The sequence below is a fragment of the Serratia sp. CC22-02 genome, assembly GCF_900182895.1.
GTDB lineage: Bacteria > Pseudomonadota > Gammaproteobacteria > Enterobacterales > Enterobacteriaceae > Serratia > Serratia nevei.
Map to the genome: position 1 here is coordinate 132,576 of NZ_FXUD01000001.1, position 25,893 is coordinate 158,468.

20 protein-coding genes are annotated in these 25,893 nt (G+C 62.1%); 7 read left to right on the top strand and 13 right to left on the bottom strand.

Translation table 11 applies throughout. The features are described from left to right. Positions 1 to 21: 21 nt before the first annotated feature. Together QOL81_RS00645 and fes are read right to left on the bottom strand one after the other, a co-directional pair. Positions 22 to 246: an MbtH family protein gene (locus tag QOL81_RS00645; protein WP_060419694.1), complete on the bottom strand. Its 225-nt coding sequence runs from the start codon at positions 244 to 246 to the stop codon at positions 22 to 24. 30 nt (positions 247 to 276) lie between these two features. Beyond that, positions 277 to 1,584: an enterochelin esterase gene (fes, locus tag QOL81_RS00650; RefSeq protein ID WP_283439569.1), complete on the bottom strand. Its 1,308-nt coding sequence runs from the start codon at positions 1,582 to 1,584 to the stop codon at positions 277 to 279. A gap of 201 nt (positions 1,585 to 1,785) precedes the next feature. Here fes and QOL81_RS00655 point away from each other — a divergent pair, with 201 nt between their 5' ends. Next, a complete protein-coding gene (locus QOL81_RS00655) occupies positions 1,786 to 3,975 on the top strand; it encodes a TonB-dependent siderophore receptor (RefSeq protein WP_283439570.1) in 2,190 nt (729 codons plus the stop codon). A 50-nt stretch (positions 3,976 to 4,025) separates the two neighbouring features. Here the strand turns inward: QOL81_RS00655 and QOL81_RS00660 are convergent, their stop codons facing one another. Further along, positions 4,026 to 4,646, bottom strand: coding sequence for a helix-turn-helix transcriptional regulator (locus tag QOL81_RS00660; protein ID WP_060418849.1), 621 nt, complete (start codon positions 4,644 to 4,646; stop codon positions 4,026 to 4,028). Positions 4,647 to 5,159: 513 nt separating this feature from the next. Between QOL81_RS00660 and QOL81_RS00665 the strand changes: the two genes are divergently transcribed. Further along, positions 5,160 to 5,507 carry an antibiotic biosynthesis monooxygenase family protein gene (locus tag QOL81_RS00665; RefSeq protein ID WP_070915203.1) on the top strand — a complete coding sequence of 116 codons (348 nt, stop codon included), beginning with the start codon at positions 5,160 to 5,162 and terminating at the stop codon, positions 5,505 to 5,507. 541 nt (positions 5,508 to 6,048) lie between these two features. Beyond that, the gene (locus QOL81_RS00670) at positions 6,049 to 7,323 is read left to right on the top strand and encodes a Glu/Leu/Phe/Val family dehydrogenase (RefSeq protein ID WP_060418845.1); all 1,275 of its coding nucleotides are present in this window, start codon (positions 6,049 to 6,051) and stop codon (positions 7,321 to 7,323) included. 39 nt (positions 7,324 to 7,362) lie between these two features. On the opposite strand, the gene QOL81_RS00675 is transcribed toward QOL81_RS00670, so the two are convergent. After that, positions 7,363 to 8,910: a long-chain-fatty-acid--CoA ligase gene (locus QOL81_RS00675; protein WP_070915201.1), complete on the bottom strand. Its 1,548-nt coding sequence runs from the start codon at positions 8,908 to 8,910 to the stop codon at positions 7,363 to 7,365. 135 nt (positions 8,911 to 9,045) lie between these two features. Between QOL81_RS00675 and QOL81_RS00680 the strand changes: the two genes are divergently transcribed. Continuing rightward, positions 9,046 to 9,615 carry a DJ-1/PfpI family protein gene (locus QOL81_RS00680; protein WP_004937978.1) on the top strand — a complete coding sequence of 190 codons (570 nt, stop codon included), beginning with the start codon at positions 9,046 to 9,048 and terminating at the stop codon, positions 9,613 to 9,615. A gap of 7 nt (positions 9,616 to 9,622) precedes the next feature. On the opposite strand, the gene QOL81_RS00685 is transcribed toward QOL81_RS00680, so the two are convergent. The 5 genes from QOL81_RS00685 to QOL81_RS00705 form a co-directional block, all read right to left on the bottom strand. Further along, positions 9,623 to 9,976 carry a DUF1493 family protein gene (locus tag QOL81_RS00685; protein ID WP_049200624.1) on the bottom strand — a complete coding sequence of 118 codons (354 nt, stop codon included), beginning with the start codon at positions 9,974 to 9,976 and terminating at the stop codon, positions 9,623 to 9,625. A gap of 157 nt (positions 9,977 to 10,133) precedes the next feature. After that, on the bottom strand, positions 10,134 to 11,576 hold the full coding sequence (locus QOL81_RS00690) for an efflux transporter outer membrane subunit (RefSeq protein WP_070915199.1): 1,443 nt from the start codon (positions 11,574 to 11,576) through the stop codon (positions 10,134 to 10,136). A gap of 1 nt (position 11,577) precedes the next feature. Then, positions 11,578 to 14,715 (bottom strand): efflux RND transporter permease subunit, encoded by a 3,138-nt coding sequence (locus QOL81_RS00695; protein ID WP_070915197.1) that lies wholly within the window; start codon positions 14,713 to 14,715, stop codon positions 11,578 to 11,580. Between the two features lies 1 nt (position 14,716). Further along, entirely contained in the window at positions 14,717 to 15,859 is a 1,143-nt protein-coding gene (locus QOL81_RS00700; protein WP_060418836.1) for an efflux RND transporter periplasmic adaptor subunit, read from the bottom strand. 129 nt (positions 15,860 to 15,988) lie between these two features. Then, a complete protein-coding gene (locus QOL81_RS00705; RefSeq protein WP_070915196.1) occupies positions 15,989 to 17,503 on the bottom strand; it encodes an MDR family MFS transporter in 1,515 nt (504 codons plus the stop codon). 82 nt (positions 17,504 to 17,585) lie between these two features. Here QOL81_RS00705 and QOL81_RS00710 point away from each other — a divergent pair, with 82 nt between their 5' ends. Next, positions 17,586 to 18,254: a TetR/AcrR family transcriptional regulator gene (locus QOL81_RS00710; RefSeq protein ID WP_204275783.1), complete on the top strand. Its 669-nt coding sequence runs from the start codon at positions 17,586 to 17,588 to the stop codon at positions 18,252 to 18,254. Between the two features lie 23 nt (positions 18,255 to 18,277). Here the strand turns inward: QOL81_RS00710 and QOL81_RS00715 are convergent, their stop codons facing one another. Further along, positions 18,278 to 19,414, bottom strand: coding sequence for an agmatine deiminase family protein (locus QOL81_RS00715; RefSeq protein WP_060439912.1), 1,137 nt, complete (start codon positions 19,412 to 19,414; stop codon positions 18,278 to 18,280). Positions 19,415 to 19,557: 143 nt separating this feature from the next. Between QOL81_RS00715 and QOL81_RS00720 the strand changes: the two genes are divergently transcribed. Together QOL81_RS00720 and ggt are read left to right on the top strand one after the other, a co-directional pair. Further along, positions 19,558 to 20,421 (top strand): LysR substrate-binding domain-containing protein, encoded by an 864-nt coding sequence (locus QOL81_RS00720; RefSeq protein WP_060439911.1) that lies wholly within the window; start codon positions 19,558 to 19,560, stop codon positions 20,419 to 20,421. Positions 20,422 to 20,582: 161 nt separating this feature from the next. Continuing rightward, on the top strand, positions 20,583 to 22,256 hold the full coding sequence (gene ggt, locus QOL81_RS00725) for a gamma-glutamyltransferase (protein WP_070915194.1): 1,674 nt from the start codon (positions 20,583 to 20,585) through the stop codon (positions 22,254 to 22,256). A gap of 38 nt (positions 22,257 to 22,294) precedes the next feature. On the opposite strand, the gene QOL81_RS00730 is transcribed toward ggt, so the two are convergent. The 3 genes from QOL81_RS00730 to QOL81_RS00740 form a co-directional block, all read right to left on the bottom strand. After that, positions 22,295 to 23,065, bottom strand: a complete 771-nt coding sequence (locus QOL81_RS00730; RefSeq protein WP_039566063.1) for a DeoR/GlpR family DNA-binding transcription regulator — start codon at positions 23,063 to 23,065, stop codon at positions 22,295 to 22,297. Between the two features lie 113 nt (positions 23,066 to 23,178). Then, positions 23,179 to 24,402: an FAD-dependent oxidoreductase gene (locus QOL81_RS00735; RefSeq protein WP_102984654.1), complete on the bottom strand. Its 1,224-nt coding sequence runs from the start codon at positions 24,400 to 24,402 to the stop codon at positions 23,179 to 23,181. Next, positions 24,392 to 25,795 (bottom strand): NAD(P)/FAD-dependent oxidoreductase, encoded by a 1,404-nt coding sequence (locus QOL81_RS00740; protein WP_064291345.1) that lies wholly within the window; start codon positions 25,793 to 25,795, stop codon positions 24,392 to 24,394. The genes QOL81_RS00735 and QOL81_RS00740 overlap by 11 nt, the downstream gene beginning before the upstream one ends. Positions 25,796 to 25,893: the final 98 nt, after the last annotated feature.

Below are 25,893 nucleotides of genomic sequence, written 5' to 3' on the forward strand. Positions count from 1 at the left end.
ATCGATGTGGCTGCCTGGCGCTTAACGCGCCGCATCCGCCGCTTTCAGCGCCGCCGGCCGCATGTCCTGCCAGTGCGTTTCGATGTAGTCGATGCATTCGCCGCGCGACGCCGGCCCCATCAGCACGCGCCACCCCTGCGGCGTCTCGGCAAACTGCGGCCACAGCGAATACTGCTGCTGCGCGTTGACCAAAACGGTGAAACGGAGGCTTTCGTCATCGAACGGGTTTTGTTGTTCCTGAGTCATTTGCATTACCTGTCTGTCAAAATGTGTGGGTTATTCCATCGCGGAAAGCAGCTGGCGCACGCCGTCCACCAGGCCGCCGCGCCAGCAGAGCGCATCGTGCCCGCCGGAAAATACGCGGTATTCGGCGCGGTGCCCCGCCGCCGTCAGCGCCTGGTGCATCTGGCGATTAACGAATTCGATGTCCGCCTCCCGATCGCCGGCTTGCTGAATCACGGTGAGCGTGGGCGCCGCCGCGTCGCGTTGCCGAACCTGGCGTATCAGCCAGCCTTCCTCCAGTTCGTGGCGTTTTTCGAACTGGGTAACGAATTGCACCGTGGGCCACCAGAAGGAGCCGGACTGGCTCAGCACGTAGCCGAAACGTTCCGGCCAGTGCACACCGGCATATAACGCCGCCAGCCCGCCGTAGCTTTGGCCGGCGACGACGGTGCGCGCCCCTTCCTCGCTGAACGCTTCGCGCTTCTGCGCCTGCGGCAGCAGCTCTTCGATGATTGCCTGCCAGAAGGCGGCGTTGCAGGGCAGCTCGTTTTCCCGGTGTTCACCGTCGATCGCATCGATCAGCAGCCAGCACGCGGGCGGCAGCCGCCCTTTTGCGGTTTCATGCTCGATCACCGGCAACAGCGCGTGCCTTTCGATCCAGTTTTGGCCATCGAGCAATAGCACCAACGGGCGGTTCGCTTTCACCGCCGCGTCGCCGCTGGCATACAGCCAAACGCGCCGCTGGTTATCCAGACGTTCGCTGCGCCACTGAAAAAGCTGTAGCCGCGCCTCATCCAATGGCCGATCGGCGGCCTGCCAGGCGCTTTGGTCGTCGGCATCCGGCCCTTGCGCCAGGGAAACCGGGCGCGGGCGATGCGAAGGCCCCAGCGAAAGGCGATTCAGCGGATCGGCGATCGCCAGCGGGAACAGCGATACCCACCAGGCGCGCTGCTGGCGATCGCGCAACGTGTCGTCGCCGCTGAAGACGGGGGGAAGATCTCGCTCTGTGATGGGGATCAGGCTGTAGCTGCCGCGCCAGCGCCGATCGATAACGGCGGCGCCGTACCAAACGTCGGTGCCGGGGAGCCTAGTCAGGCTGCTGGGGGACGTGCTGTGATGATCGGTAATGCCGTTGATATCGGCGTAAACGCGGCATATCGGCGAGTGCCGTTCATCGCCGGCGGGATCGCGCCACAGCCAGGTCATTTTGACGTGGCGGTCATCGTGCGGCTCGACGATGGGCGTGCCGTGTGAGGCGACCTTCTGCCACCACGCGGGCTGCCCTGCCGCCTCTTCACGCAGCCACTGCGCCGCCAATCCCTCATGACCGTTTTCTGGCCTCTTTTCCGGCAAAAACTCCATAGCGCCCCTTACATAACATGAGTGATTTTTACAAAACCTGACAATCGTATTGATACTCATTATCATTTTCAATACTATTTGTCGGATTTTTACCGTCGTGCACACACGGCGTTTCCGCGTCGACGGGTGAAGAACGCTTGTCGGCATTTCGGGGTTTATCAGGGTGGCATGACACACGAAAGCAGGTATGCAGGAGAGATAATGAAGATTAAAAACAAAGGGATAGAAAACGCGAACGCGGAGGCGATGTCCGCCAAGCGTCTGTTGCTGGGATCGGCGCTGGCCTTACTGCCCTTCGCGCCACACGCGTCCGCCGCCGCGGACGAGACGATTCTGGTGACCGCCGACGCGCAAAACAGCGTGACCGCCCCGGTCAAGGGGATCGTCGCCAAAGAGAGCGTCGCCGGCACCAAGACCGCCGCCTCTCTGCGTAAAACGCCGCAGTCCATCTCGGTGGTCACGCGCGAGCAGATGAACGACCAGGAGCCGGCGTCGGTCGCCGACGCGCTGAACTACACCAGCGGGGTAATCACCACCTACCGCGGCAACTCCAACCGCAATGACGAAGTGATCAGCCGCGGCTTCCGCTATGCGCCCAAGCTGCTCGACGGCCTGCACTTTGGCCTTTCGAGCCAAAACGGCGGCGCCGGGCAGATCGATCCCTGGCTGCTGGAGCGCGTGGAGATGGTGCACGGCCCGGCCGGCGTGCTGTACGGCCAGGTCAGCCCCGGCGGCGTAGTGGTGATGACCAGCAAGCGCCCTACCGCCCAGAGCATTCACGAAGTCAAATTCAGCACCGGCAACCGCCATCTGGCGGAAACGGCGTTCGATTTCGGCGGCAAGCTCAACGACGACAATACCCTGTTCTACCGCCTGAACGGCATCGCCAGAACCGAACATGAGTTTGTCAAAGACAGCAAGCAGCAACGGGTGGCCATCGCGCCGGCCTTCACCTGGCTGCCGAACGAAGACACCAGCTTTACGCTGCTGACCAGCTACCAGAACGATCCGAAAGCCGGATCGCGCAACTTCCTGCCGCGCGCCGGCACGCTGTTCCCGACCAGCGCGGGCTATGTGCCCTACGACTTCAACATCAGCGAACCCAGCTTCAACAAGTCGCGGCGCGAGCAGGCGTCGATCGGCTACAGCCTCGAGCATAACTTCAGCGATGCGCTGTCGTTCACCCAGAACCTGCGCTTCACCCACCGCGATGAAGACTATAACTATCTGGTTTATAACGTAAACTCGAAGGTCAACGACCATACCGTCACCCGCATGGCGCAGCATGAAACGCAGATGACCAACGAGTTTGGCGTGGATAACCAGCTTAAGGGGTTGTTCGACACCGGCGAGGTGAAGCACACGGTGCTGGGCGGGCTGGATTACCGCTACAGCCATATCGATTCGAAGATGTATCGCGATCGCGGCAACGACTACCCGATCGACTGGGCCAACCCGGTTCGCCCCAGCATCGATGGCAGCACGCTGGCGCTGGCTTCCAGCGACTTGAAGACGCTGAATCAGGTCGGGGTGTATCTGCAGGACCAGCTGGAGTGGAATAACTGGAACCTGCTGCTGTCCGGCCGTCAGGACTGGTCGCAGGTCAACACCCGCGATCGCACCAGCGGCGGTAAAGAGCAGACCTACAACGATGCCCAGTTTACCGGCCGCGCGGGCCTGCTTTACGCCTTCGACAACGGCATTTCACCGTATGTCAGCTACAGCACCTCGTTCGATCCTAACCTGTACCCGAGCGCGCCGGGCGCCGATCCGCTCAAGCCGACCACCGGCAAACAAACCGAGGTGGGCGTGAAGTACCAGATCCCGGGCGGCAACACCCTGCTGACCCTCTCTTGGTTCGACATTACCCAGCGCAATGTGGCGTCCTATAACCGCCTCACCTCCGCCTACGAGCAGATCGGCGAGGTGAAATCCAAAGGGATTGAGGCGGAAGTGCACGCTCAGCCGACGCCGGAGATCAAGCTGACCGCCGCCTATACCTACACCGACGTAGTGACCAAAGACTCCAACTCGGCGGACGAAATCGGCCACAGCCCGGCGGGCATCCCGCGCCACGCGGCGTCCGCCTGGGGCAGCTACAGCTTCCTGAACGGCGCGCTGAACGGCCTGACCGTCGGCAGCGGCGTGCGTTACATCGGCGATGCGCCGGCCGACGCCATCGGCCAGTACGATGTGCCGCACTACACGCTGTACGACGCCATGGTGAAATATGACCTCGGCCAGGCTTCGTCGGCGCTGCGCGGTGCAGCGCTTCAGCTCAACGTACAGAACCTGACGGACAAGAAATACGTTTCATCCTGCAGCGGCGAGTACGCCTGCTTCTACGGCAGCGGCCGAAGCATCATCGCTTCGGTCAACTACCGCTGGTAACAAAAATGGGCGGCCAGCGCCGCCCATTTCTTCCGCCTTTCCCGCCGCCTTTACTCCTGCTTCAGTTCCCGCAAATGCTTGTACACCGTGGCGCGCCCCATCGACAGCACGTTGGCGATGTAGTCGGCGGCGCTTTTGGCCTTGAACGCCCCCTGATGATAGAGATCGCTGACCAGCCGCCGTTTCTGTTCGCGGCTCAGCGCACCGAGCGCGGCGTTTTCGCGCCGCAGCCAGTCGTGCAGGAAGGTGTTGATCTTCTCCTGCCAGTCATCTTTGAACAGCGCTTGCGGCTGCGGCTGCAGCCGGGTGACCGACAGGAACATGTCCAGCGCGTTGCGGGCATCCTCGAACATCGCGGTGCTCAGGTTGATGCACAGCAGATAGCTGGGCTTGCCCTGCTCGTCGCGCGCGGCGATGCTCACCGAGCGCATCTTTTTGCCGTCCCAGTTCAGCTTCTCATAGGGGCCGGTCACGCCGGCGCCGCCGGCGAGCTCGAAGTCGTCCAGCCCGGCGTCGTCACCCGGTTTGCGCTTCGACAGGTTGTTCGCCAGATAAGCAATCTTGTTGGTGGCCAGATCGTGGATCACCACTTCCGCATTCGGGAAAAACAGCGCCGCGATGCCGTCGGCGACCGAGCGTAAAAGTTCGAGTTGAGAAGAAGAGTTCGGCACGCTGGGGTGTCTCCGTATAGCCCGGTTTGGTTTGCTGTTCAGCCGCTTAGCATACCGCAGTTGCCGCCGCTTGCCGAGCGGATGGCGTTTGCGCCCCCTGCGCCGACGGCGGCGCTGCAAACGCCCTTAGTGTTCACGCCCGCGATCAGAATTGGCCATTGCCGCTCGTCGGAAAAATACCCCCGCCAGGCGAAAGAGGAAAGGGAAATATTTAAAGTCACTTTATTCACATGCCGTTTTGTTATTTAAAAGCCGCACCTTTGCCAATGACATTAATCCCCGCCCCCTTTATTGAATTATTCACTTCATGCCGATCGCGAATTGATTAGCGGACTCCTTTATCCAAGAAAAATCCCATAAAAATCATCATCTTTTACATAAAGAAAAACGCCAATTCGGACTATTCCTAACTATTTCCTTCTGGCATCGAGAATAAATTTAACTTGCAGTACTGCAATAAGGATGCAGCTTAATTTGAGTTGTATAAGCAATTTAATTTAAAGGACTTTTACTATGAACCATGAATCCAGGGCGGACTGTTCCGCCAACGGCTACATTATTGAAGTTTCAAGTTTTAAACTGCCAGCCTCACTCAGCCCTGAAGCGTTTGCCATATTGGACAAGCGTGTAGAAGAGGAATTTATCTCAAACCAAAACGGGTTCATTTCGCGTGACTCAGGCATCAGCGTAGACAATGAACCTCGCTGGGTGAACATTGTAAGATGGGAGACGCTGTTGGATGCGGATGAAAACATCTACCAATTTACGCGGGCTTCCGCGCCGGCGTCCGTAAAAGAATATCTGGCGAGTATCGGCGCTGAGCCGGTGGAATTAAAACGCTATCAGCATACCGGCGCGTAATGCGTGCCGGATGACCACGCCACGGCGGCGCGGTCTTCTTTAACGCTGATTGGCAAAACCTGAACGGGTGGCCGGCCGCTCGCGGTCACCCGTCCGTTTCAGGTGAGCACAGTTTCAGACCCTCTCCGCTGCCGTAACACATTAAAACAATCCCGAATCCGGCTCCTCTTCGCCCACGCAAAACGTGGCGGCAGACGGCGTTTTAACAGGATTTTAACGCTGCCGGGGGGAAACGCCATTGTCAACATGGCAGTTAAATAAAATGAAACTTTTTGATCACATTCAAGCTTCTGAAAAATAGATAAAAAGGGTTTTTATGCGCTTTATATGCATAAAGTATGCATGCACACGCTCAGCGTCGATGAAAAGTAATTAACTATTCATTTGCCGCCCTGCAGGCGGCGAAAAACCGTCCGCTGGCCCGATGAGAGGGGGGCTAACAACCGGCATAATTAGTGGTAAATTTAGCGTCGCAAAGTGTTATGCGCTTGCTAATCCACGGTTAAACGAAATAAATACCTCTAATATATAAAGGTTGGTTATGGAAAAGCTATCCTACGCTTCAGACAGCAGCACCACCGCTTGGGCTACATATCTGCAACAAATCGATCGCGTCGCCCCTTACCTCGGCGAGCTGTCACGCTGGGTTGATACGCTGCGTCACCCTAAGCGCGCTTTGATTGTCGATATCCCGCTGCAGATGGACGATGGCACCATCCGTCACTTCGAAGGTTTCCGCGTACAGCACAACCTGTCGCGTGGGCCGGGCAAAGGCGGTATCCGCTTCCACCCTGACGTCGATCTGAACGAAGTGATGGCCCTGTCCGCCTGGATGACCATCAAGTGTGCCGCGGTCAACCTGCCGTACGGCGGCGCCAAGGGCGGCATCCGCGTCGACCCGTTCAAACTGTCTGAAGGTGAACTGGAGCGACTGACCCGCCGCTACACCAGCGAAATCGGCTTCATCATCGGGCCACAGAAAGACATTCCTGCGCCGGACGTCGGCACCAACGCCAAAGTAATGGCCTGGATGATGGACACCTACTCCATGAACCACGGCACCACCATCACCGGCGTGGTCACCGGCAAGCCAATCCACCTCGGCGGCTCCCTGGGCCGTGAGAAAGCGACCGGCCGCGGCGTGTTCGTCACCGGCAGCGAAGTGGCCAAGCGTCTGGGCGTGCAGATCGAAGGCGCCAAAGTGGCGGTACAAGGCTTCGGTAACGTGGGCAGCGAAGCGGCTCGCCTGTTCGTTGGCGTCGGCGCGCGCGTCGTCACCATCCAGGACCACTCCGCCACCCTGTTCAACGCCAACGGCATCGACCTGACCGCGCTGACCGAATACCAGGCCAAGCACAAGCAGATCGCCGGCTTCCCTGGCGCCAGCGAGATCGAAAGCGAAGCGTTCTGGTCGGTCGACATGGACATCCTGATCCCTGCGGCGCTGGAAGGCCAAATCACCCGTCAGCGCGCCGAAATCCTCAGCGCCAAGCTGGTGCTGGAAGGCGCTAACGGCCCAACCTTCCCAGAAGCGGACGACATTCTGCGTTCCCGTAACATCACCGTGGTCCCGGACGTTATCTGTAACGCCGGCGGCGTAACGGTCAGTTACTTCGAGTGGGTGCAGGACATGGCGAGCTACTTCTGGAGCGAGTCCGAGATCAACGAGCGTATGGACAAGATCATGACCGACGCCATGGTCCACGTCTGGAACAAGGCGGCCGAGAAAGAGTGCAGCCTGCGCACCGCGGCTTACATCGTGGCCTGTGAGCGCATCCTGACCGCACGTAAAGAGCGCGGCATCTACCCAGGTTGATGCCCGTATCCCGGCCTGCCCCGGCAGGCCGGATTTTCCTCAGCGCAAACAGCGCTTCAACACCTTACCGGTACTGGTCATCGGCAAACGCTCGACGAACTCGACGATGCGCGGATACTTGTACGCCGCCAGCCGCTCCCGGCTCCAGGCGATCAGCGTTTCCTCCTCGATCGGCTCTTCCGTCTCTTCCGTCTCTTTCAACACCACCACCGCTTTGATCTCTTCGCCTAGCGACGGATGCTCGACGCCGATCACCGCCACCAACGACACCGCCGGATGGCGAATCAGCGCCTCTTCAATCTCGCGCGGATAGACGTTGAACCCGCCGCGGATGATCATGTCCTTGGCCCGATCGACGATGAAATAGAAGCCGTCGGCGTCGCGACGCGCCAGGTCACCGGTGCGGAACCAGCCGTTTTCCAGCACCTCCGCCGTCGCCTCAGGGCGGTTCAGATAGCCTTTCATGATGTTGTAACCGCGCACCGCGATCTCCCCGACCTGGTCGATGCCGTCGACCGGCTGCCCGGTGGCGTCGAGCAGGCGCACCTCCACGCCCCAGATCGGTTGGCCGATGGAGCCGGGTTTGGTTACCCGATGGGGATGGTTAAAGGTGGCGACCGGGCTGGTCTCCGACAGCCCATACCCTTCGAGAATGTTGACGCCGAAGCGGCGCGAGAAATCCTCCAGGATCTGTACCGGCAGGCTGGCGCCGCCGGACACCGCCATACGCAGCGTGCTGCGCAAGCTTTTGATATCCGTATGCTCATCCAACGCATTCAACAGCGCCCAATACATGGTCGGCACCCCGGCGAAAAAGGTGATGCCGTGCCGTTGCATCAGCGCGATGGCCTGCGCGGCGTCGAAGCGTTCGACCAGCACCAGAGTGGCGGCGGAAGCGAACCCGGCGTTCATCTGCACCGTCGAACCAAAAGTGTGAAACAGCGGCAAGGTCACCAGGTGACGATCGGGGGCCGTCTCCGAACCGTCGAACAGCCGCACCGATCCCAAGGCGTTGAGCACCAGATTGGCGTGAGTCAACTCCGCCCCTTTGGCGCGGCCGGTGGTGCCGCTGGTATACAGCACCACCGCGGTGTCGCTTTCGATCGTCGTCGCCGAAGCGAATTCGGTAGCCTGCTCGGCTATCGCCGCGCTGAAACGTTCCCCCTCGAGCGGCAACCGATCGCCGATGATAAACACCTCACGGCACTGCTCCGCTTTCGCCGCCGCCCGCAGCGCTTCCTCCCCCAGCGGCAGGCCGCTGCTGCCCTCGAAACAAAACAGCGCCACCGCCGCCGAATCCGCCAGGTAATAGTCGAACTCTGCGCTTTTAAGCAGAATATTCAGCGGCACCACCACCGCGCCGCTTTTAAGAATGCCGTAATAGATAGCCGGAAACTCCGGCCGGTTCGGGCAGGCCAGCGCCACCCGTTCACCGGGCCGCACGCCGCGCGCGGCCAACAAATTCGCCACCCGATTGGCCATGTCGTTAAGCGCCCGATAGCTGAGCGGGTTGTCGTCCTGTATCACCGCCGGCCGCTCCGGCCAGGTGCGCGCACTCTCTTCAAGCAAGGTAGCCAGATTCAGCATCGGGGATCCTCCCTGGGGTTGAGCGGCGAGAAAAGCGCCGCAGTATCACGAGTATAGATAGGCGCTTTGCGGTTCGCATTCCCAGGGGCGCTGGGCTATACCTTAGGCAATCCCTATCCCGCAGGAGTTGTGATCATGAGCAAGAAAAAGATCCTGATGCTGGTCGGCGACTACGCCGAAGATTACGAAACCATGGTGCCGTTTCAGGCATTGCAGATGATCGGCCATTGGGTGGACGCCGTGTGCCCCGGCAAAGCCGTCGGCGATTATATCCAGACCGCAATCCACGACTTTGACGGGGCGCAGACCTACAGCGAGAAACCCGGCCACCGTTTTACCTTAAATGCCGACTTCGCCGCCGCCAAAGAAGAGCACTACGATGCGCTCTTGATCCCCGGTGGCCGGGCGCCGGAATACCTGCGTCTGAACCCCGACGTGATCGCGCTGGTGCAGGCGTTTGACGCCGCGAAAAAACCGATCGCCGCCGTTTGCCACGGCCCGCAGCTGCTGGCGGCGGCCGGGGTGTTGAAAGGCCGCACCTGCAGCGCCTACCCGGCCTGCGCGCCGGAAGTGCGGCTGGGCGGCGGCCATTATGCGGAGATCGGCATCGATCAGGCGCACGTCGACGGCAATCTGGTCACCGCCCCGGCCTGGCCGGCGCATCCGCAGTGGCTGGCGAAGTTCGCCGAGGTGTTGGAGCAGTAACGCAGCGCTAGCGGAGCTGTTCGATCAGGAAGTGAATGTCGTACAGCCAGCGCTTGGCGCGCGCGGAACGCACCAGCATCGACACGCACAGCGGCCGGGGATGCTCTTTGCACGCGGAGGGGGAAAACCAGCGTCCGGTGTTGGTCGGCGGCTGGAAATACAGTTCGTGGTTGTAGTTGCCGCTGTCGACGCCGAAGGTATCGAAGTAGCGGCGCATCAGCGTATTGGAATCGCTGAACGACAGGTTGAGCGCGGTGTTGATCTCGGTTTCCGGGGTGATGGCCACGCCCTTCTTCAGCCGCCCTGATGCGTTGAAGGCGGCGATAAGCGCGATGACCTGTTGCTGAATGTCTTCTGCCATGACGACCTCGAGCCGGTATGAATAAAAGATGAATGCGGTTCTCTGTCTGACTCTGCTCACCGCGGCGAGTTCTGGCCGCCGGCCGGGTTTTCTGTTTCTTTACACTTTCCATAAAAAAACCGCGCGCAGCCAAATGCCTGGCGCGCGCGGTCGACGGTTAGCGGCTGAGCGTCGTCTGGTCGGCGAGGACGCCATCCCCCTGCCGCTCGGCGGTAACGCCGCCGCCCAACACTTTATACAGGGTGGCCTGATTGTCGTACGCGGTCTGCTGCGCGGCGATCAGCGCCTGTTGCGCCGTGTACAGCGTGCGCTGCGCGTCCAGCAGCGTCAGGTAGCTGTCCACGCCCTGGCGGTAACGCAGCTCGGCCAGGCGATAATATTGTTGCGCCGCCCCCACATAGCCGGTTTGCGCCGCCAGCTGTTCCTGCAGCGTGGCTTTGCGCGCCAGCGCGTCGGCGGTTTCCTGAAATGCCGTCTGCACCGCTTTCTCATAGGTGGCGACATACAGGTCTTTCTGCGCCTGGGTGTAGTTGAGCTGAGCCGTGTTATAGCCGCCGCTGAAGATCGGCAGGCTGATGCTCGGTGCGAACGACCAGACGCCGGCGCCGTGGCTGAACAACGAGGAGAGTTCACCGCTGCCCACGCCGCCGCTGGCAGTCAGGCTGATCGACGGGAAGAACGCCGCCCGCGCTGAGCCGATATTGGCGTTGGCGGATTTCAGGTTATGCTCGGCCTGCAGCACGTCCGGCCGCTTCAGCAACACTTGCGAAGAGACGCCGGCCGGCAGATCGCGCATGATCCCGCCCAGCGCCTCGATACCGCTCGGCAGCAGGTTTTCCGGCACGCTTTGCCCTACCGCCAAATCCAGCGCGTTTTTCGCCTGCGCGGCGCTGGTGGCGTAGCTGGCGGCGTCCGATCGCGCCTGCTGATAGACGGTTTCCGCCGACGCCACGTCAACCAGCGACGCAATCCCGTGCTGCTGATTGTTGCGCGTGACGTCCAGCGACCGTTTGGCGCTCGCCATCGTCTGCTGCGCCACCGCCAGATTGCTGCGCTCGGCCGCCACCGCCACCCAGTCGGTGACGATATCGGCGATCAGCGTCAGACGGGTGCTTTTCGCCGCCTCCGAGTTCGCCAGATAGGTTTCGAACGCCGCGCGCGACAGGCTGGCGTTCTTGCCGAACAGATCCCACTCGAATGCGCTGACGCCGGCCGCGGCTTCGTAGCTTTGGCTCAGCGCGGTGGCGTTGCCGCTGCCGGTCAGCGCCCGCCCGCGGCTGCCGTCGGCGGTGGCATTGATTGTCGGGAACAGCGCCGAGCGCTGCTCGCCGTACAGGGCGCGCGCCGACGCGATATTGGCGATCGCCTCCCGCAGATCGCGGCTGCTGTTCAGCCCCAGCGCCACCACCTGGCGCAGCCGGGCGTCCTGGACATAGTCGCGCCAGGCGACGTCCGGGTAGCTCAGCGCCTGGTTGCCGCCGGCCTCGCCCTGCGGCAGGTTGGCGGGCACCGGCGCCGCCGGGCGCTGGTAGTGCGGATCCAGCGACAGACAGCCGGTCAGCAGCAGCGGTAAAGTTAACATCATGACTCGTTGCAACACGTTATTCTCCTGCCTGTGACGGCGCCTTGGCGGGCCGACGGGTAAACATGCGGCGCACCAACACATAAAACAGCGGGACGAAAAAGATGGCCAATGCGGTGGCGGTGATGGTGCCGCCGATGATGCCGGTACCGATGGCGATGCGGCTGTTGGCGCCGGCGCCGCTGGATACCGCCAGCGGCAGCACCCCGGCGGTAAACGCCAGCGAGGTCATCAGGATCGGCCGCAGGCGCATGCGCGCCGCGTGGACCGCCGCGGCAATCAGCGTTTCACCCCGCTGATGCATCTCCTCGGCGAACTCGACGATCAGAATGGCGTTCTTCGCCGACAGGCCGATGATGGTGAGCAGCGCCACCTGGAAGTAGATGTCGTTTTCCAGCCCGCGCAGGGTGATCGCCAGCAGCGATCCCACCACGCCCATCGGCACCACCAACATCACCGCGAACGGAATCGACCAGCTCTCATACAGCGCCGCCAGGCACAGGAACACCACGATGAGCGAAATGGCGTACAGCGACGACGCCTGGCCGCTGGTCAGCCGCTCCTGATAGGACAGCCCGCTCCAGGAATAGCTGCTGCCGGCGGAGAATGTTGCCGCCAGTTTCTCCATCTCGCTCATCGCCGTTCCGGAGCTGACGCCAGCGGCGCCCTGCCCGGTGATCTCGAACGACGACAGCCCGTTATAGCGCGACAGATTTTCCGGCCCGTAGATCCAGTGCGAAGACGCAAAGGCGGAGAACGGCGTCATGCTGCTGGCGCCCGACGCGTTGGTGCCGCGCACAAACCAGCGGTCGAGATCTTCCGGCTTGGCGCGGTACTGCACATCGCCCTGCATATAGACTTTTTTCACCCGGTTGCGATCGATAAAGTCGTTGACGTAGGTGCTGCCGAACGCGCTGCTGAGGGTGCTGTTGACGTCGGCGGCGCTCAGGCCGAGCGCCTGCAGCTTGCCGTTGTCGATCTCCACCTGCAGCTGCGGGGTGTCCGGCAAGGTGTTGGCGCGCACCGCCAGCAGTGCCGGGTTGTTGCCGGCGGCGGCAACGATCTGGTCGCGCATCGCCTGCAGCTCGGCGCGGGTGGTCGCCCCTTTGGCCTGCAGCTCGAAGGTGAAGCCATCGGACTGGCCGAAACCGTCGATCGCCGGTGGGCTCATGGAGAAGACCTGGGCGTCGCGCAGCGAGGCGAAGTGCGCCATGGCGCGTTTGGCGATGGCGTCGGCGGTGTTCGCGCTGCCGCTGCGCTGGCTCCAGTCTTTGAGGCTGACGAACGCCATGCCGGCGTTTTGCCCGCTGCCGCTGAAGCCGAAACCGTTGATGGTGAAAATGGTGCTGACGTTGGCCTTTTCCTGGTCGAGGAAATAGGCGGTCACCGCCTCGCTCACCGCCGAGGTGCGCGCGTTGGTGGCGCCTGCCGGCAAGGTGTACTGCACCATCACCGTGCCCTGATCCTCGTTGGGCAGAAAGCCGGTCGGCAAGCGCAGGTACATCACGGCCGCGGCGATCAACAGCAGGCCGTACAGCAGCAGATAGCGCGTCGGCCGGTGGATTACCCCACCGACCTTGTCGGCGTACTTCTCCTGCAGCCGGTCATAGCCGCGGTTGAATTTGCCCAGCAAGCCCTTGTCGGTCTGCGCGTCGTGCGCGGGCTTCAGCAACGTGGCGCACAATGCCGGCGCCAGCGTCAACGCCAGCACCACCGACAGCACCATCGAGGAGACGACGGTGATCGAAAATTGGCGATAGATCACCCCGGTGGAGCCGCCGAAGAACGCCATCGGCAGAAATACCGCCGACAGCACCAGCGCGATGCCGACCAATGCGCCGGTGATTTCGCGCATCGATTTCTCCGTCGCCTCGCGCGGCGGCAGCTTATCCTCCCGCATCACGCGTTCGACGTTTTCCACCACCACGATGGCGTCGTCCACCAACAGCCCGATCGCCAACACCATGCCGAACAGCGTCAGGGTATTGATTGAATAGCCGAACGCCGCCAGCACGCCGAAGGTGCCCAGCAACACTACCGGCACGGTGATGGTCGGGATCAGCGTGGTGCGCAGGTTTTGCAGGAACACGAACATCACCACCACCACTAACGCCACCGCTTCGAACAGCGTTTTCACCACCTCCTCGATCGAGATATTGATAAAGTCGGTGCTGTCTTTCGGGTAGGCCACCTTGTAGCCCTGCGGCATCGCACTTTGGTATTCCGCCACCTTGGCCTTCACCAGCTTGGCGGTGTTGAGGGCGTTGGCGCCCGCCGCCAGCTTGACCGCGATCCCCGCCGCCGGGTGGCCGTTGAGGTGTGCGCTGGCGGAGTAGTCCTCGTTGCCCAGCTCAATTCGCGCCACGTCGCCCAGCCGTACCAGCGCGCCGCTGCTGTCGCTTTTCAGGATGATATTGCGAAACTGTTCCGGCGTTTGCAGCCGCGACTGCGCCTTTACCGTGGCGGTCAGCTGCTGATCGGCGGCGGCCGGCAGATCGCCGATCTTGCCGGCGGACACCTGGGTGTTTTGCGCTTCGATCGCCGTCTGCACGTCGGAAGGCATCAACGCATAGCTCGCCAGCTTGGTCGGATCCAGCCAGATACGCATCGCATATTCCGAGCCGAACACCTGCACGTCCCCCACGCCCTCGATGCGCGACAGCGGATCCTGCAGGTTGCTGACCAGATAGTCGGAGATATCGGCCATCGTCGCCTTGTCGCTTTCGTCATACAGCCCGACGATCAGCAGGAAGCTGCTCTGGGATTTCTTGACCGTCACGCCCTGCGCGGTAACCGCGCTCGGCAAACGGCTTTCCGCCTGCTGCACCTTGTTTTGCACCTGCACCTGAGCGATATCCGGATCGGTGCCCTGATCAAAGGTGACGTTGATACTGACCGAGCCGCTGGAGCTGCTGGTCGAAGAAAAATACAGCAGGCCGTCCAGGCCGGTGAGCTGCTGCTCAATCACCTGCGTGACGCTGTTTTCCAGCGTTTCCGCGTCTGCGCCCGGGTAGGTGGCGGAGATGGAAATCTGCGGCGGTGAGACGTCCGGGTACTGCGAAACGGGCAACGAATTGATCGACATCAGGCCGCACAGCATGATGATGATGGCGATCACCCAGGCGAATACCGGCCGCCGGATAAAGAACTGCGCCATATCACTGCTCCCCGCGTTGGGTTTTGTCGACCGAAACCTCAACCGGCTTCACCGCGGCGCCGATCGTGACCTTGCTGGTGCCTTCGACGATCAGGCGATCGCCTTCGTTCAGGCCGCTGCCGATCAGCCAATTGCTGCCCACCACCCGTTCGGCGCTGACGGTGCGCTGCGCCACTTTGTTCTGTTCGTCCACCACCAACGCGGTGGCTTCCCCTTTGGCGTTGCGGGTTATGCCCTGCTGCGGCGCCAGAATCGCTTTGGGATCGACGCCGTTATCCACCGTGGCGTGGACATACATGCCGGGCAGCAGCTCATGTTCGGGGTTGGGGAACACCGCGCGCAGCGTGACCGAACCGGTGGCTTCGTCCACCGCGACCTCGGTCAGCTCGAGCTTGCCGGCATGGGCATAAGGCGTACCGTCCTCCAGCTTGATGGCGACCGGCGTGACCGCGCCGCGCTGTAACGCCGCCTGCTGGCGCCGCAGTTTAAGCAGCTGGGCGCTGGACTGGGTCAGATCGACATAGATCGGGTCGAGCGCGCGGATGGTGGCCAACGCATCGCTCTGGCTGGCGGTGACCAACGCGCCCGGCGTCACCGATGAGATGCCGATACGCCCGGCGATCGGCGCCCGCACCTGGGTATAGGCGAGGTTAATGCGCGCCGTCTCCAGCGCCGCCTGATACTGGGCCACCGACGCCACGGCCGCCAGATAGGCGGCTTTGGCATCGTCCGCATCCTGTTGAGAAACGCCGTTCTCTTTCACCAGCGCCGCATAGCGCTGCGATTTGAGCCGGGTGGATTGCACCGTGGCCTGGGCGTTTTTCAGCTGGGCGGCGGCCTGATCGTAGCTGGCCTGATAGCTGGCAGGGTCGATTTGATACAATACCTGCCCGGCCTTGACCTCGGCCCCTTCGGTAAACAGCCGCTGCTTGATAATCCCGTCGACCTGCGGCCGCACGTCGGAGGTCATGGTGGCGTTGACCCGGCCGGTCAGCTCGCTGCTCAGGGTCACTGACTGGCCGCGCAGCGTGACCACGCCGACCTCCTGTTCTGCGCCCGCGCCGGCTGGCGCACCGGCGTTTTGCCCATCGCAGGCGGCCAGCAACAGCGACAGCCCAAGCACCAAAAGCGTTTTCCTCTGCATTGCAATACGATCCTGTTGAGAATGACTATTCTCAATATATCGAATGCCGGAATGCGCTTCTGAAAGGGTTGCGTAAGGATTCGGTAAAAGTTCGTCGGGAAGAACCGGCCGGAGCGGCCGGCGTCGGGATTATTTGTGCCGCAGCGGCACGTCTTTCAAGAGCCAGGTCAGCGCAAAAGCCAACGCCATCACCCCGGCGGCAATTTGATACACCGAATGGATCGCCCCGCCGAAGGCCTGCAGGTAATCCTGCTGCAGCGCCGCCGGCAGATGGTGCACCGCTTCTGCACCGAGCGCGCGCGGCAGCTGCGCGCCTTCCGGCAACAGCGCCGCCAAACGGGTGTGCAGCACCTGCGTGAAAATCGCCCCGAACACCGCTACGCCTATCGAACCGCCGATAGAGCGGAACAGCGTGGCGCTCGAGGTCGCGACCCCCATATGCCGGGGCTCCACGCTGTTTTGCGCCGCCAGGATCATCACTTGCATCACCATGCCCAGCCCCAACCCCAGCAGGCAAATGTACAGGTACAGTTGCTGCACCGGCGTGTTATTGGTCAGGGTGCCAAGCAACGTCATCGCCCCTAATGCGCACAGGGTGCCGACGATCGGAAACAGCCGGTATTTACCGCGTTTGCTGATGATCCGGCCGCTGATGATCGAGCTGAGCATAATGCCGCCCATCAACGGCAGCAGCTGCATCCCGGCCTGCGATGGCGTCGAGCCTTTCACCACCTGCAGATACAGCGGCAGGAAAGTCACGGAGCCGAACAGCGACATGCCGACGATAAAGCCGATCAGGCCGCACAGCACAAAGGTGCGGTTGCGAAACAGCCCAAGGGGAATGATCGGTTCACCGGCCAGCCGTTCCTCATAGATAAAGCCGCCCAGCGACACCAGGCCAAAGGCCAGAATGCACCACAGCTGGCCGTCCGACCAGGCCATGACCGTGCCGCCCTGGCTGGTGAACAGGATGATGCAGGTGAGCGCCATCGCCAGATAACCGGCGCCGAGGAAGTCGATTTCATGCCGCACTCGATTGACCTGCGACTGAAACACCGCGCCAATCACCAGCAGGGCGAACAGGCCCAGAGGCAGATTGATGTAGAAAATCCAGCGCCAGGAAAAATGCTGCACCAGCAGGCCGCCGATCAGCGGCCCCACCACCGTGGCCAAGCCGAATACCCCGCCGAACAGCCCCTGATAACGGCCGCGTTCCGCCGGCGGGATCACGTCGCCGACCACCGCCAGGGTGACCACCAACAGCCCGCCGCCGCCCAACCCTTGCAGCGCGCGCATCAGAATCAGCTGCGTCATGTTTTGCGCCAGCCCACACAGTACCGACCCAAGCAAAAACAGTACAATAGCGATTTGCAGCACAATCTTGCGGCCGAAGAGATCGCCGAATTTGCCGTACAGCGGCACCACGATAGTGGAAGACAGCAGATAGGCCGTCACCACCCACGACAGTTTCTCAAGCCCACCAAACTCGCCGACGATGGTCGGCAGCGCGGTGGAGACAATGGTTTGATCCAGCGCCGCCAGCAGCATCACCAGCAGCAACGCGGAAAACAGCAACGTGAGCGAAGGCGCCTTGGCTGGTGCCCCGCCGTGATCGGGCCGGGTTGTCGGGTTTTCAATCTCCATCGGAGTCAGTTCACTTGTAATTAATTAATCGCATAATTAATATATGAGTCATCCTTTTCTCCGGTCAATGGATCTCACCGCGATGACAGCACGAAACGTTCAAACTCCCGCCAAGCCTCGCCGCCCCGGCCGGCCGAGCGGCGGCGCCAAAGGGGCTGACAAACGCGAGCATTTGCTTGATACCGCACTGAACCTGTTTGCCCGCCAGGGGATCGTAGACACCTCGTTGAACGCCATTGCGCGCGAGGCAAACGTCACCCCGGCCATGCTGCACTACTACTTTCATAACCGCGATCAGCTGCTGGATGTACTGATCGAGGAGCGCTTTCTGCCGGTGCGCAAAATGGCCGGCGAGGTGTTCGACGCCAACGCGGACGATCCCGTCACCGCCTTCACCCTGCTGGCGCAACGTTTTATCGACATCGCGTTGGAACACCCCTGGTTCGCCCCGCTGTGGCTGCGGGAGGTCATGAGTGAAAGCGGCGTGCTGAAACAGCGCATGGATGAACGGTTCGGCGATGAGCGCCGCCAAATCGCGCTACAATCCATCGCGCGCTGGCAGGCGCAGGGTAAACTCAACCCCGATCTCGAGCCTTCCCTGCTGTTCTTCACGCTGTTCGGCATCACATTGCTGCCGCTGGCCACCGCGCCGAAATGGCGGCGCGAACGGGATAAAGGCCAGCTGAACGCCGAAGATATCGCCCGCCACGCCGTCGCCCTGCTGCGTTACGGCATCGGCCCGGCGCGTTAGCCACCGGGCGCGAAGCGCCCTATTCAGCGTGACCTGCCATGCACCGGCAGTTGGTTGGTTGCGCAGTGAATGCCGCCGCCGCCGGCCGCGATGGCGTCGATCTCCAGCTGCACCACCTTGCGCTGCGGATAGAGCGCCGTCAGCAGCTCAAGCGCCGCCCGGTCCGCCTGCGGGTCGCCAAACTCCGGGGCGATCACCGCCCCGTTGATGACGAAATAGTTGATGTAGCCCGCCGCAAAATCCGGATTGTTGCGGCTGAATCGGCTGTCGCGCGGCGCCAGCGGCGGCGAAAGCGTATGCACCTGCAGCCGGCGGCCGTCAGCGTCGGTCGCCGCCTTGAGGATCGCCAGATGTTGCTGGGTAACCGCATGGTCATAAGAGGCCGGATCGGTATCCAGATTGGCCACCACCACGCCCGGCCGCACGAATCGGGCGTAAAAATCGACGTGGGCGTCGGTGATGTCCCGGCCTTTAATGCCCGGCAGCCAGATAATTTTGCGCAGGCCGAGCATCGCTTTCAGCTCCTGCTCCACCCGGTCCCGGCTCCAGCCTGGATTACGGTTCGCATTCACCCAGCTGCTTTCGGTCATGATGCCGGTGCCGTGCCCGTCCACTTCGATACCGCCGCCTTCGCCTATCAGTGCGCTGCGGCGCAGTTGGGCGGCACCGTAGCGGTTGGCGGCAAACGCCGCCAGGCGCGCATCCTTGGCATGCCGCTGCTTATTGCCCCAGCCGTTGAAGTTGAAATCCACCGCCCCGAGTTCGCCGGCGCCGTTGACGACGAAATTGGCGCCGAAATCACGCACCCAGATGTCATCCAGCTCGGTGACGACATAGCTGACGTTGTGACTGCCGCAGGTGGCCTCGGCCAATTGCCGTTCATGCTCGCGGCAAAATACCGTCACCGGCTGAAACTCGGCGATGGCGCGGGCGATACGGCCCTGCGCCGCCTGCACATCCGCCGTGAATTCACCCCAGATGGCCCGCTGCGCGCCGAAGGCGAGAAATGCCCGCTGCTGCGGTTCCCCTTCGTCAGGCATCCGCCAGGCCGGATTAAGCGCAGCTTCTGCGTGACCGTGTAACGAAACACCCAGCGAGGCCGTCAGACCGACTCCGGCGACGGCGGAAAGCTGTTTAATAAACACGCGGCGAGTTGACATTAAAGACCTCTTATAATCATTTATAATTCAAAAAGTTAACCGAATAATTCACGATTATGCGGTTGAATCTTATGCTAGTCTTCCCCTGCCACCGCGACAAACGATATATTTAGTGGATATCTGATTAGACAGGCTTATCGATAATGTTAAAACACTGGCCCCCCTTGAGCGCGCTACGCGGCTTCGAAGCGGCAGCGCGCCTGGGCAGTTTTCATCAGGCTGCCGAAGAGCTGCACCTTACCCAATCGGCCATCAGCCAGCAGATCCGCAGCCTCGAAGCGTTTCTGGAGCAGCCGCTGTTCTTCCGCACCGGCCGCAGCGTGGCGCTGACCGACGCCGGCCACGATCTGTTCAGCACCGCGCAGGTGATGCTGCAACAGCTGGCGGTCGGCATTCGCCGTTTGGATCAGTACCGCAAACCCAATCAGCTGATCGTCAACACCACTCCGGCTTTCGCCCGGCACTGGCTGATGCCGCGGCTGGGCGACTTCAATCGGCAGCATCCGCAGGTCGACCTGTGGCTGTTCACCAGCTTTGAACCGCCGAATATGGCGACGGACAGTATCGATCTGGCGATCCGCGACGATCTCAGCGCGCAGGCGGACTGCAGCTTTAACGTGCTCTGCAGCGACCGGCTCTATCCCGCCTGCCACCCCAGCCTGCTGGCGCTGGCGGCGGAGCAGCGCGTGACCCTGCACGGCGAACGGGAGATGGACTGGAGCCACTGGACGGTGGCGGGCGGTGCGCACGTCGGCCAGCGCGATAGCGGGCTGAACTTCTCCGATCCCGGTCTGCTGCTGGACGCCGCCTGCAATGGCCTCGGCATCGCGTTGGTCAGCCAACTGCTGGCGCAGCACGCGCGCGACGCCGGGCTGCTGCAACCGTTAACCGAGCAACGCGTGCGCGGTGCCAACTGGGCGTGGCTGCTGCACCGCGACAGCGAACACAACCCGCTCGCCCGGCACTTCTGCCAATGGCTGCAGTCGGCGTTGCCCGCCGGCGCATAACGCGCCACGTCACGATTCGCTACTCTGGTCAGGCGGCCCCGCCTGACCGCTGCTACCTTCAATAAAGCGCCGCAACAGCCCGAAGAAAACGCGCTAACCTGCTGTTTCAAAATAATTAGTTGAATTCACCTGATAACTGAAAATCGCTAAAAGGATCTTCTATGTCTGCCGGTTTATTGAAAACGATAGCTCTGAGCGTGGCCCTGGCCTGCACCGTTCCCACCGCCTTTGCCGCCGATCTGACCGCCGGCGCGGTCGCCGCCCCGGATCAGTATGGCGCAAAAGTCGCCGCGCACATTCTGCAGGCCGGCGGCAACGCGGTCGACGCGGCGGTCGCCACCGCCTTTACCCTGGCGGTCACCTACCCTGAAGCCGGCAATATCGGCGGCGGCGGCTTTATGACGCTGTATATCGACGGCAAACCCTATTTCCTCGACTACCGCGAAGTGGCCCCCAAGGCCGCCAGCAAAACCCTATACCTGAACGAGAAAGGTGAAGTGATCGAAAATCTCAGCCTGGTGGGCAGCCGCGCCGCCGGCGTGCCGGGCACCGTGCTGGGGCTGTGGGAAGCCCACAAGCGCTTCGGCAAGCTGCCGTGGGCCGAACTGCTGACGCCTGCGATCGGCTACGCCCGGCAAGGTTTCACCGTGGCGGATCAGCAGTATCAGTACCGTGAAGACGCCAACAAGCTGTTCGCCGGTAAAACCAACTTTGGCGACTATTTCGGCGCCATGAAGCCCGGCACGGTGTTCAAACAGCCGGAGCTGGCCGCCACCCTCGAGCGCATCGCCAAGTCGGGCGCCGACGATTTTTATCACGGCGAAACCGCGCGCCTGCTGGTGGCGCAAATGCAGCGCGACAACGGGCTGATCGGCGCGGCGGATTTGGCCGACTATCGGGTGAAATGGCGTGAGCCGATGCGCATCAGCTGGCGCGGCAACACCGTATATACCGCCCCGTTGCCCAGCTCCGGCGGCATTGCGCTGGCGCAGCTGCTGGGGATAAAAGAAGATCGCGCCGCCGACTTCAAGGGTGTGCCGCTGAACTCGGCGCGCTATATCCACCTGCTGGCGGAAATCGAAAAGCGCGTGTTCGCCGATCGCGCCGACTACCTCGGCGACCCGGATTTCACTAAGGTGCCGGAAGCACAGCTGATCGCCCCCGACTACCTGCAAAAACGCGCCGCCGAAATCAACCCGACGACGATCTCGCCGACCGAACAGGTGCGGCCAGGGCTGGAAACCCACCAAACCACCCACTTCTCGATCGTTGATGCCGCCGGCAACGCGGTCAGCAACACCTATACGCTCAACTGGGACTTCGGCAGCGGCGTGGTGGTCAAAGGCGCCGGCTTCCTGCTCAACGACGAGATGGACGATTTCAGCGCCAAACCCGGCGTCGCCAATGCCTTCGGCGTGGTGGGCAGCGACGCCAACGCCATCGAGCCGGGCAAGCGCATGCTCTCCTCGATGAGCCCGACCATCATCACCCGCGACGGCGAGGTCAGCCTGGTGATCGGCACGCCGGGCGGATCGCGCATCTTCACGTCGATCTTCCAGGTGATCAACAACCTCTACGATTACCATCTGCCGCTGGCGCAGGCGGTGGCCGCCCAGCGCGTGCACCATCAGCTGTTGCCGAAGGACACCCTGTACTATGACAGCTTTGCGCCGCTGACCGGCAAACCGGCGGAAGAGCTGAAAGCCATGGGCTACACCCTCGAAGATCAGGGCTGGAACATGGGGGACATTCAGGCTATCCGCATCGATGGCCGCACGCCGGAAACCGCGTCCGATCCGCGCGGCCGCGGCGTGGGCCTGGTGGTGCAAAAGTAACGCCCCGGCGGCCCGCCTCCGGTTAAACGGGCCGCCGCTTATACCTGTGCGACCAACACATTGACATTGGCCGGGAAAACCAGCCCTTCCAACGCGTTGCCGCTGTCGGAGGTCACCAGATAATCGATCTCTGGCCATTTGGCCACCAACGTCATCGCATGCCCACGCAGCTTGTTTTCGTCCGCTAACACGATGCATTTGCGGCTTTGCGCAATCATTTTGCGCGCGATGGCCGCCTCATTGACGTTTTGATCCATCACCCCGGTCTGCACATTGACCGCGCCGGCGCCGATGATGGCGTAATCGGCGAAAAACGCCTCGATGTTATTCAGCGCGATCGCCCCCAGGCACTCCATTTTGGAGCCGATGAACTGCCCGCCGATCAGCACCACGTCGATGGAGTCATTTTCCAGACAGACGTTGGCGATCAGCGGCGAATTGGTGATGACCGTCAGCTGATCGACGGTCGCCAACTGGCGGGCGAACTCCAGCGTGGTGGAGCCGAAATCCACGAACACCGTATCGCCCGGCTGGATCAGCGTCACCGCTTTCTCCGCGATGGCGCGCTTCTCGGCCTCGGCAATTTTGGCCCGTTCGTTGAATTCATGCTCGAATTTGAACTGGCTGCTGACCGCACCGCCGTGGATCTTCTTAATCAGCCGATAATCTTCCAGCTTGTTGAGATCGCGCCGAATGGTTTCCTGCGAAACCTGGAATTTATCCGCCAGCTCATTCACGTAAACCCGGCCGTTGGCCTGGATCAGCGCCAGTATTTCATTGCGCCTATCCACGGAATTAGAGATATCCATTCACATTACACTCGCTGCCTTAAGTAAGAGTGACTGCTTGCGCCGAGACTCGCGGCGTCAACTGACGGAATACTACGGGTTTCAGGGCGTTAGACGCAAGCCGTTGCCGCCGTTCACCCGGCGGATTCGATGCTGATGTGCAGCGCGTCACGCTCGCCGTCGGCCGGCAAAGCGATGTTGCGCAGCAGGATCCGCCGTTCCGGCAGGCAGCGATGCGTTTTGCGATACAGCACTTCCTCGCCCAGCCGCACCACCACCGAACCGGACACCGCCCGTTCCACCCGCATATTGATCGTGACCCGGGTGGGTTTGCCGATCAGCGCCACGTTGGCAGGCGCGGTCAGGCGGATCCGCTCGTCGTGTCGCACCGGGAGAATTTGCCGCGCCGGCGGCAGCGCACGTTGCAGCGAACGGGCAACGGCTTCGCCAACGCGCAGCCCTTCCTGATAACACTGGTCGCCCATGTCCGCCGGATGCAGCATGTTGCCGACGGCGAAATAGGCGGTGTCGGAACAGCGGCCGAACTGATCGGTCAGCGGGCAGCCGCTGTCCGGCCGCTGCGCCAGGTGGCTCTGGCGGATCAGCGTATACTCCCCGGTGAAGCGGCCGGTGAAGATCAGGCTGTCGCAGGCGATGCGCTGTTTCTCCCCGCGGCGGTTTTCCACCTCGATGGATTCGACCCGATCGCGGCCGGCAATATCGGTCACCCGCGAAGAGTAATGGATCGGCACTCCCATCAGGCGCGCATAGAGCGCGCTCAGACGCCAGGCGACGGTCCTGTCGCCGTTTTCAATCATGGCGACGGCGCGCACGCCGGCGTTGCGCAGCGTCCACAGCGCGGAGAAACTGACCAACTCGGTGCCGACCACCACCGGCGCCTTGCCCGGCTGCAGCCCGCGCAGATAGACGAACTGCTGCAGCGCGCCGGCGGTCAGCACGCCCTGCGGCCGCAGGCCGCTCACCAGGCGCGGATGGCGCGGCGTTTCTCGCACGCCGGTCGCCAGGATCACCCGCTGCGCTTTCAAGGTGCTGACGCCGCGGCGATCCGTGATGCTCAGCTCGCCGCCCGGCTTGATGGCGAGTACCGTCACGCCGGTGCGGATTTCCACCTGCCCGGCGCGCGCCAGTATCTTATCGACATAGGTGGAGCCGAGCATCGGCCGGTAAAACGTTTGCAGCCCGAAGGTGGGGTGCCGACAGTGTCTCGGCACGCCGCCCGCTTCCCGCTCCCGTTCCAGGAGCACCACATCCTCGATCCCCGCCTGCCGCAGCGCGGTCGCCGCCGCGATCCCGGCCGGCCCGGCACCGACAATCGCCACCTGATACTCAGTTTTCATCAATGCTCCCTACGGCCAGCGTCTGGCCAAAACGATCGCCTACCATTTCCGCCACCCGGCTGCTGCAATAAAAACCGTTGCAGCGCCCCATCATCACGCGCGTGCGGCGCCGCAGCCCGCCGATGCACTCCGGCGGCACGGCGGAATCGAACGCTGCCTCGATTTCCCGCTGGGTCACCAGCTCGCAATGGCAAACGATGCCGCCGTTGTCCGGGCGCGCGTAATCGCGCAGCCCGTAGTCGGCGAGCATCGGCATCTGCGGCCAATGCACGGTCTGCGGCGCCGTCGGCGTGAAGCACGGCGTAAAATGGTCGCGGTAAAGCTGCTCCACGTATTGCGCGATGCCGAGCGCCGCCGTCAGGCCGGTGGAGCGAATGCCCGCCACGCAGATCCACTGCCGCTCGGGATAGGGCTGAATGCGGTAGTGTTTCTGTTCGGTCGCCGGGCGCAATCCGGCATAGCTGGCGGTCACGCTGTAATTTGCCAGCGTGGGCAGCAGCCGGGTGCCCTGTTCGATCAGCTCGCGCATTTTGGTTTCGTCCACCGTCGCCGTCTCGCGATCCTGCTGTTCTTCGGCGGTCGGCCCCAGCAACAGATTGCCGAAGATGGTTTTCGACAGCAGCACCCCTTTGGTGATCGCGGTCGGCACCGGCAAGATGATGGCGTTGACCTGCCCGGCGGCGGCCTTGTCGAACACCAGGAACTGCCCTTTGCGCGGGCGGATTTCAAACTCGGGCTGATGGCAGAAACTTTCTACCCGGTCGCCCTGATTGCCGGCGCAGTTGATGACGATTTTGCCGTGAAACTCGCCCCGGTTGCTGGTTAGCCGCCAGCCGGTCGGCAAGCGTTCGGCGCCGGTCACCTCGGTATTGAAGCGATAGTCGCCGCCGTGTTTGACGCCCTGCGTCAGGTAAGCCAGCGGCGTGCTCCAGGGATCGATCACGCTCTCGCCCGGCACCTCTACCGCCGCCAATGCGCCGGGCGCCAGCTGCGGTTCACGGCGATACAGCTCGGCGGCGTCGATCTGCGCCACGTCCGGCACGCCGTTGTCATGTGCCTGCTGCACGATCGCGGGCAGCGCCGCCAACTGCTGCTCGTCCCAGGCCACGACCAGCGCGCCGGTGGGCAGCAGCGGCAGATTCATTCGTTCGCGAATGGCGATAAATTCTCGGTAGCCGGCCTGCATGCAGCGCAGCTCCAGGCTGCCGCTGGGCGCATCGAAGCCGGTATGCAGCAGCGCGCTGTTGGCTTTGCTGGCGCCGGACAGGATATCGCCCCCCTTTTCCAACAACAGCGTACGGGCGCCCATCAGGCAGAATTTGCGGAATACCGCACACCCGACCACACCGCCGCCAATCACGACAATGTCCCAACCCGTTTGTTCTTCCATCATGCTGATGTCCCGTTTTGATGTGATAACCACAATAAAACCACACAATAACCGCATTTGAAATGACAAAAACAACATAACTCCCAAAAAAAAGCCGCAGA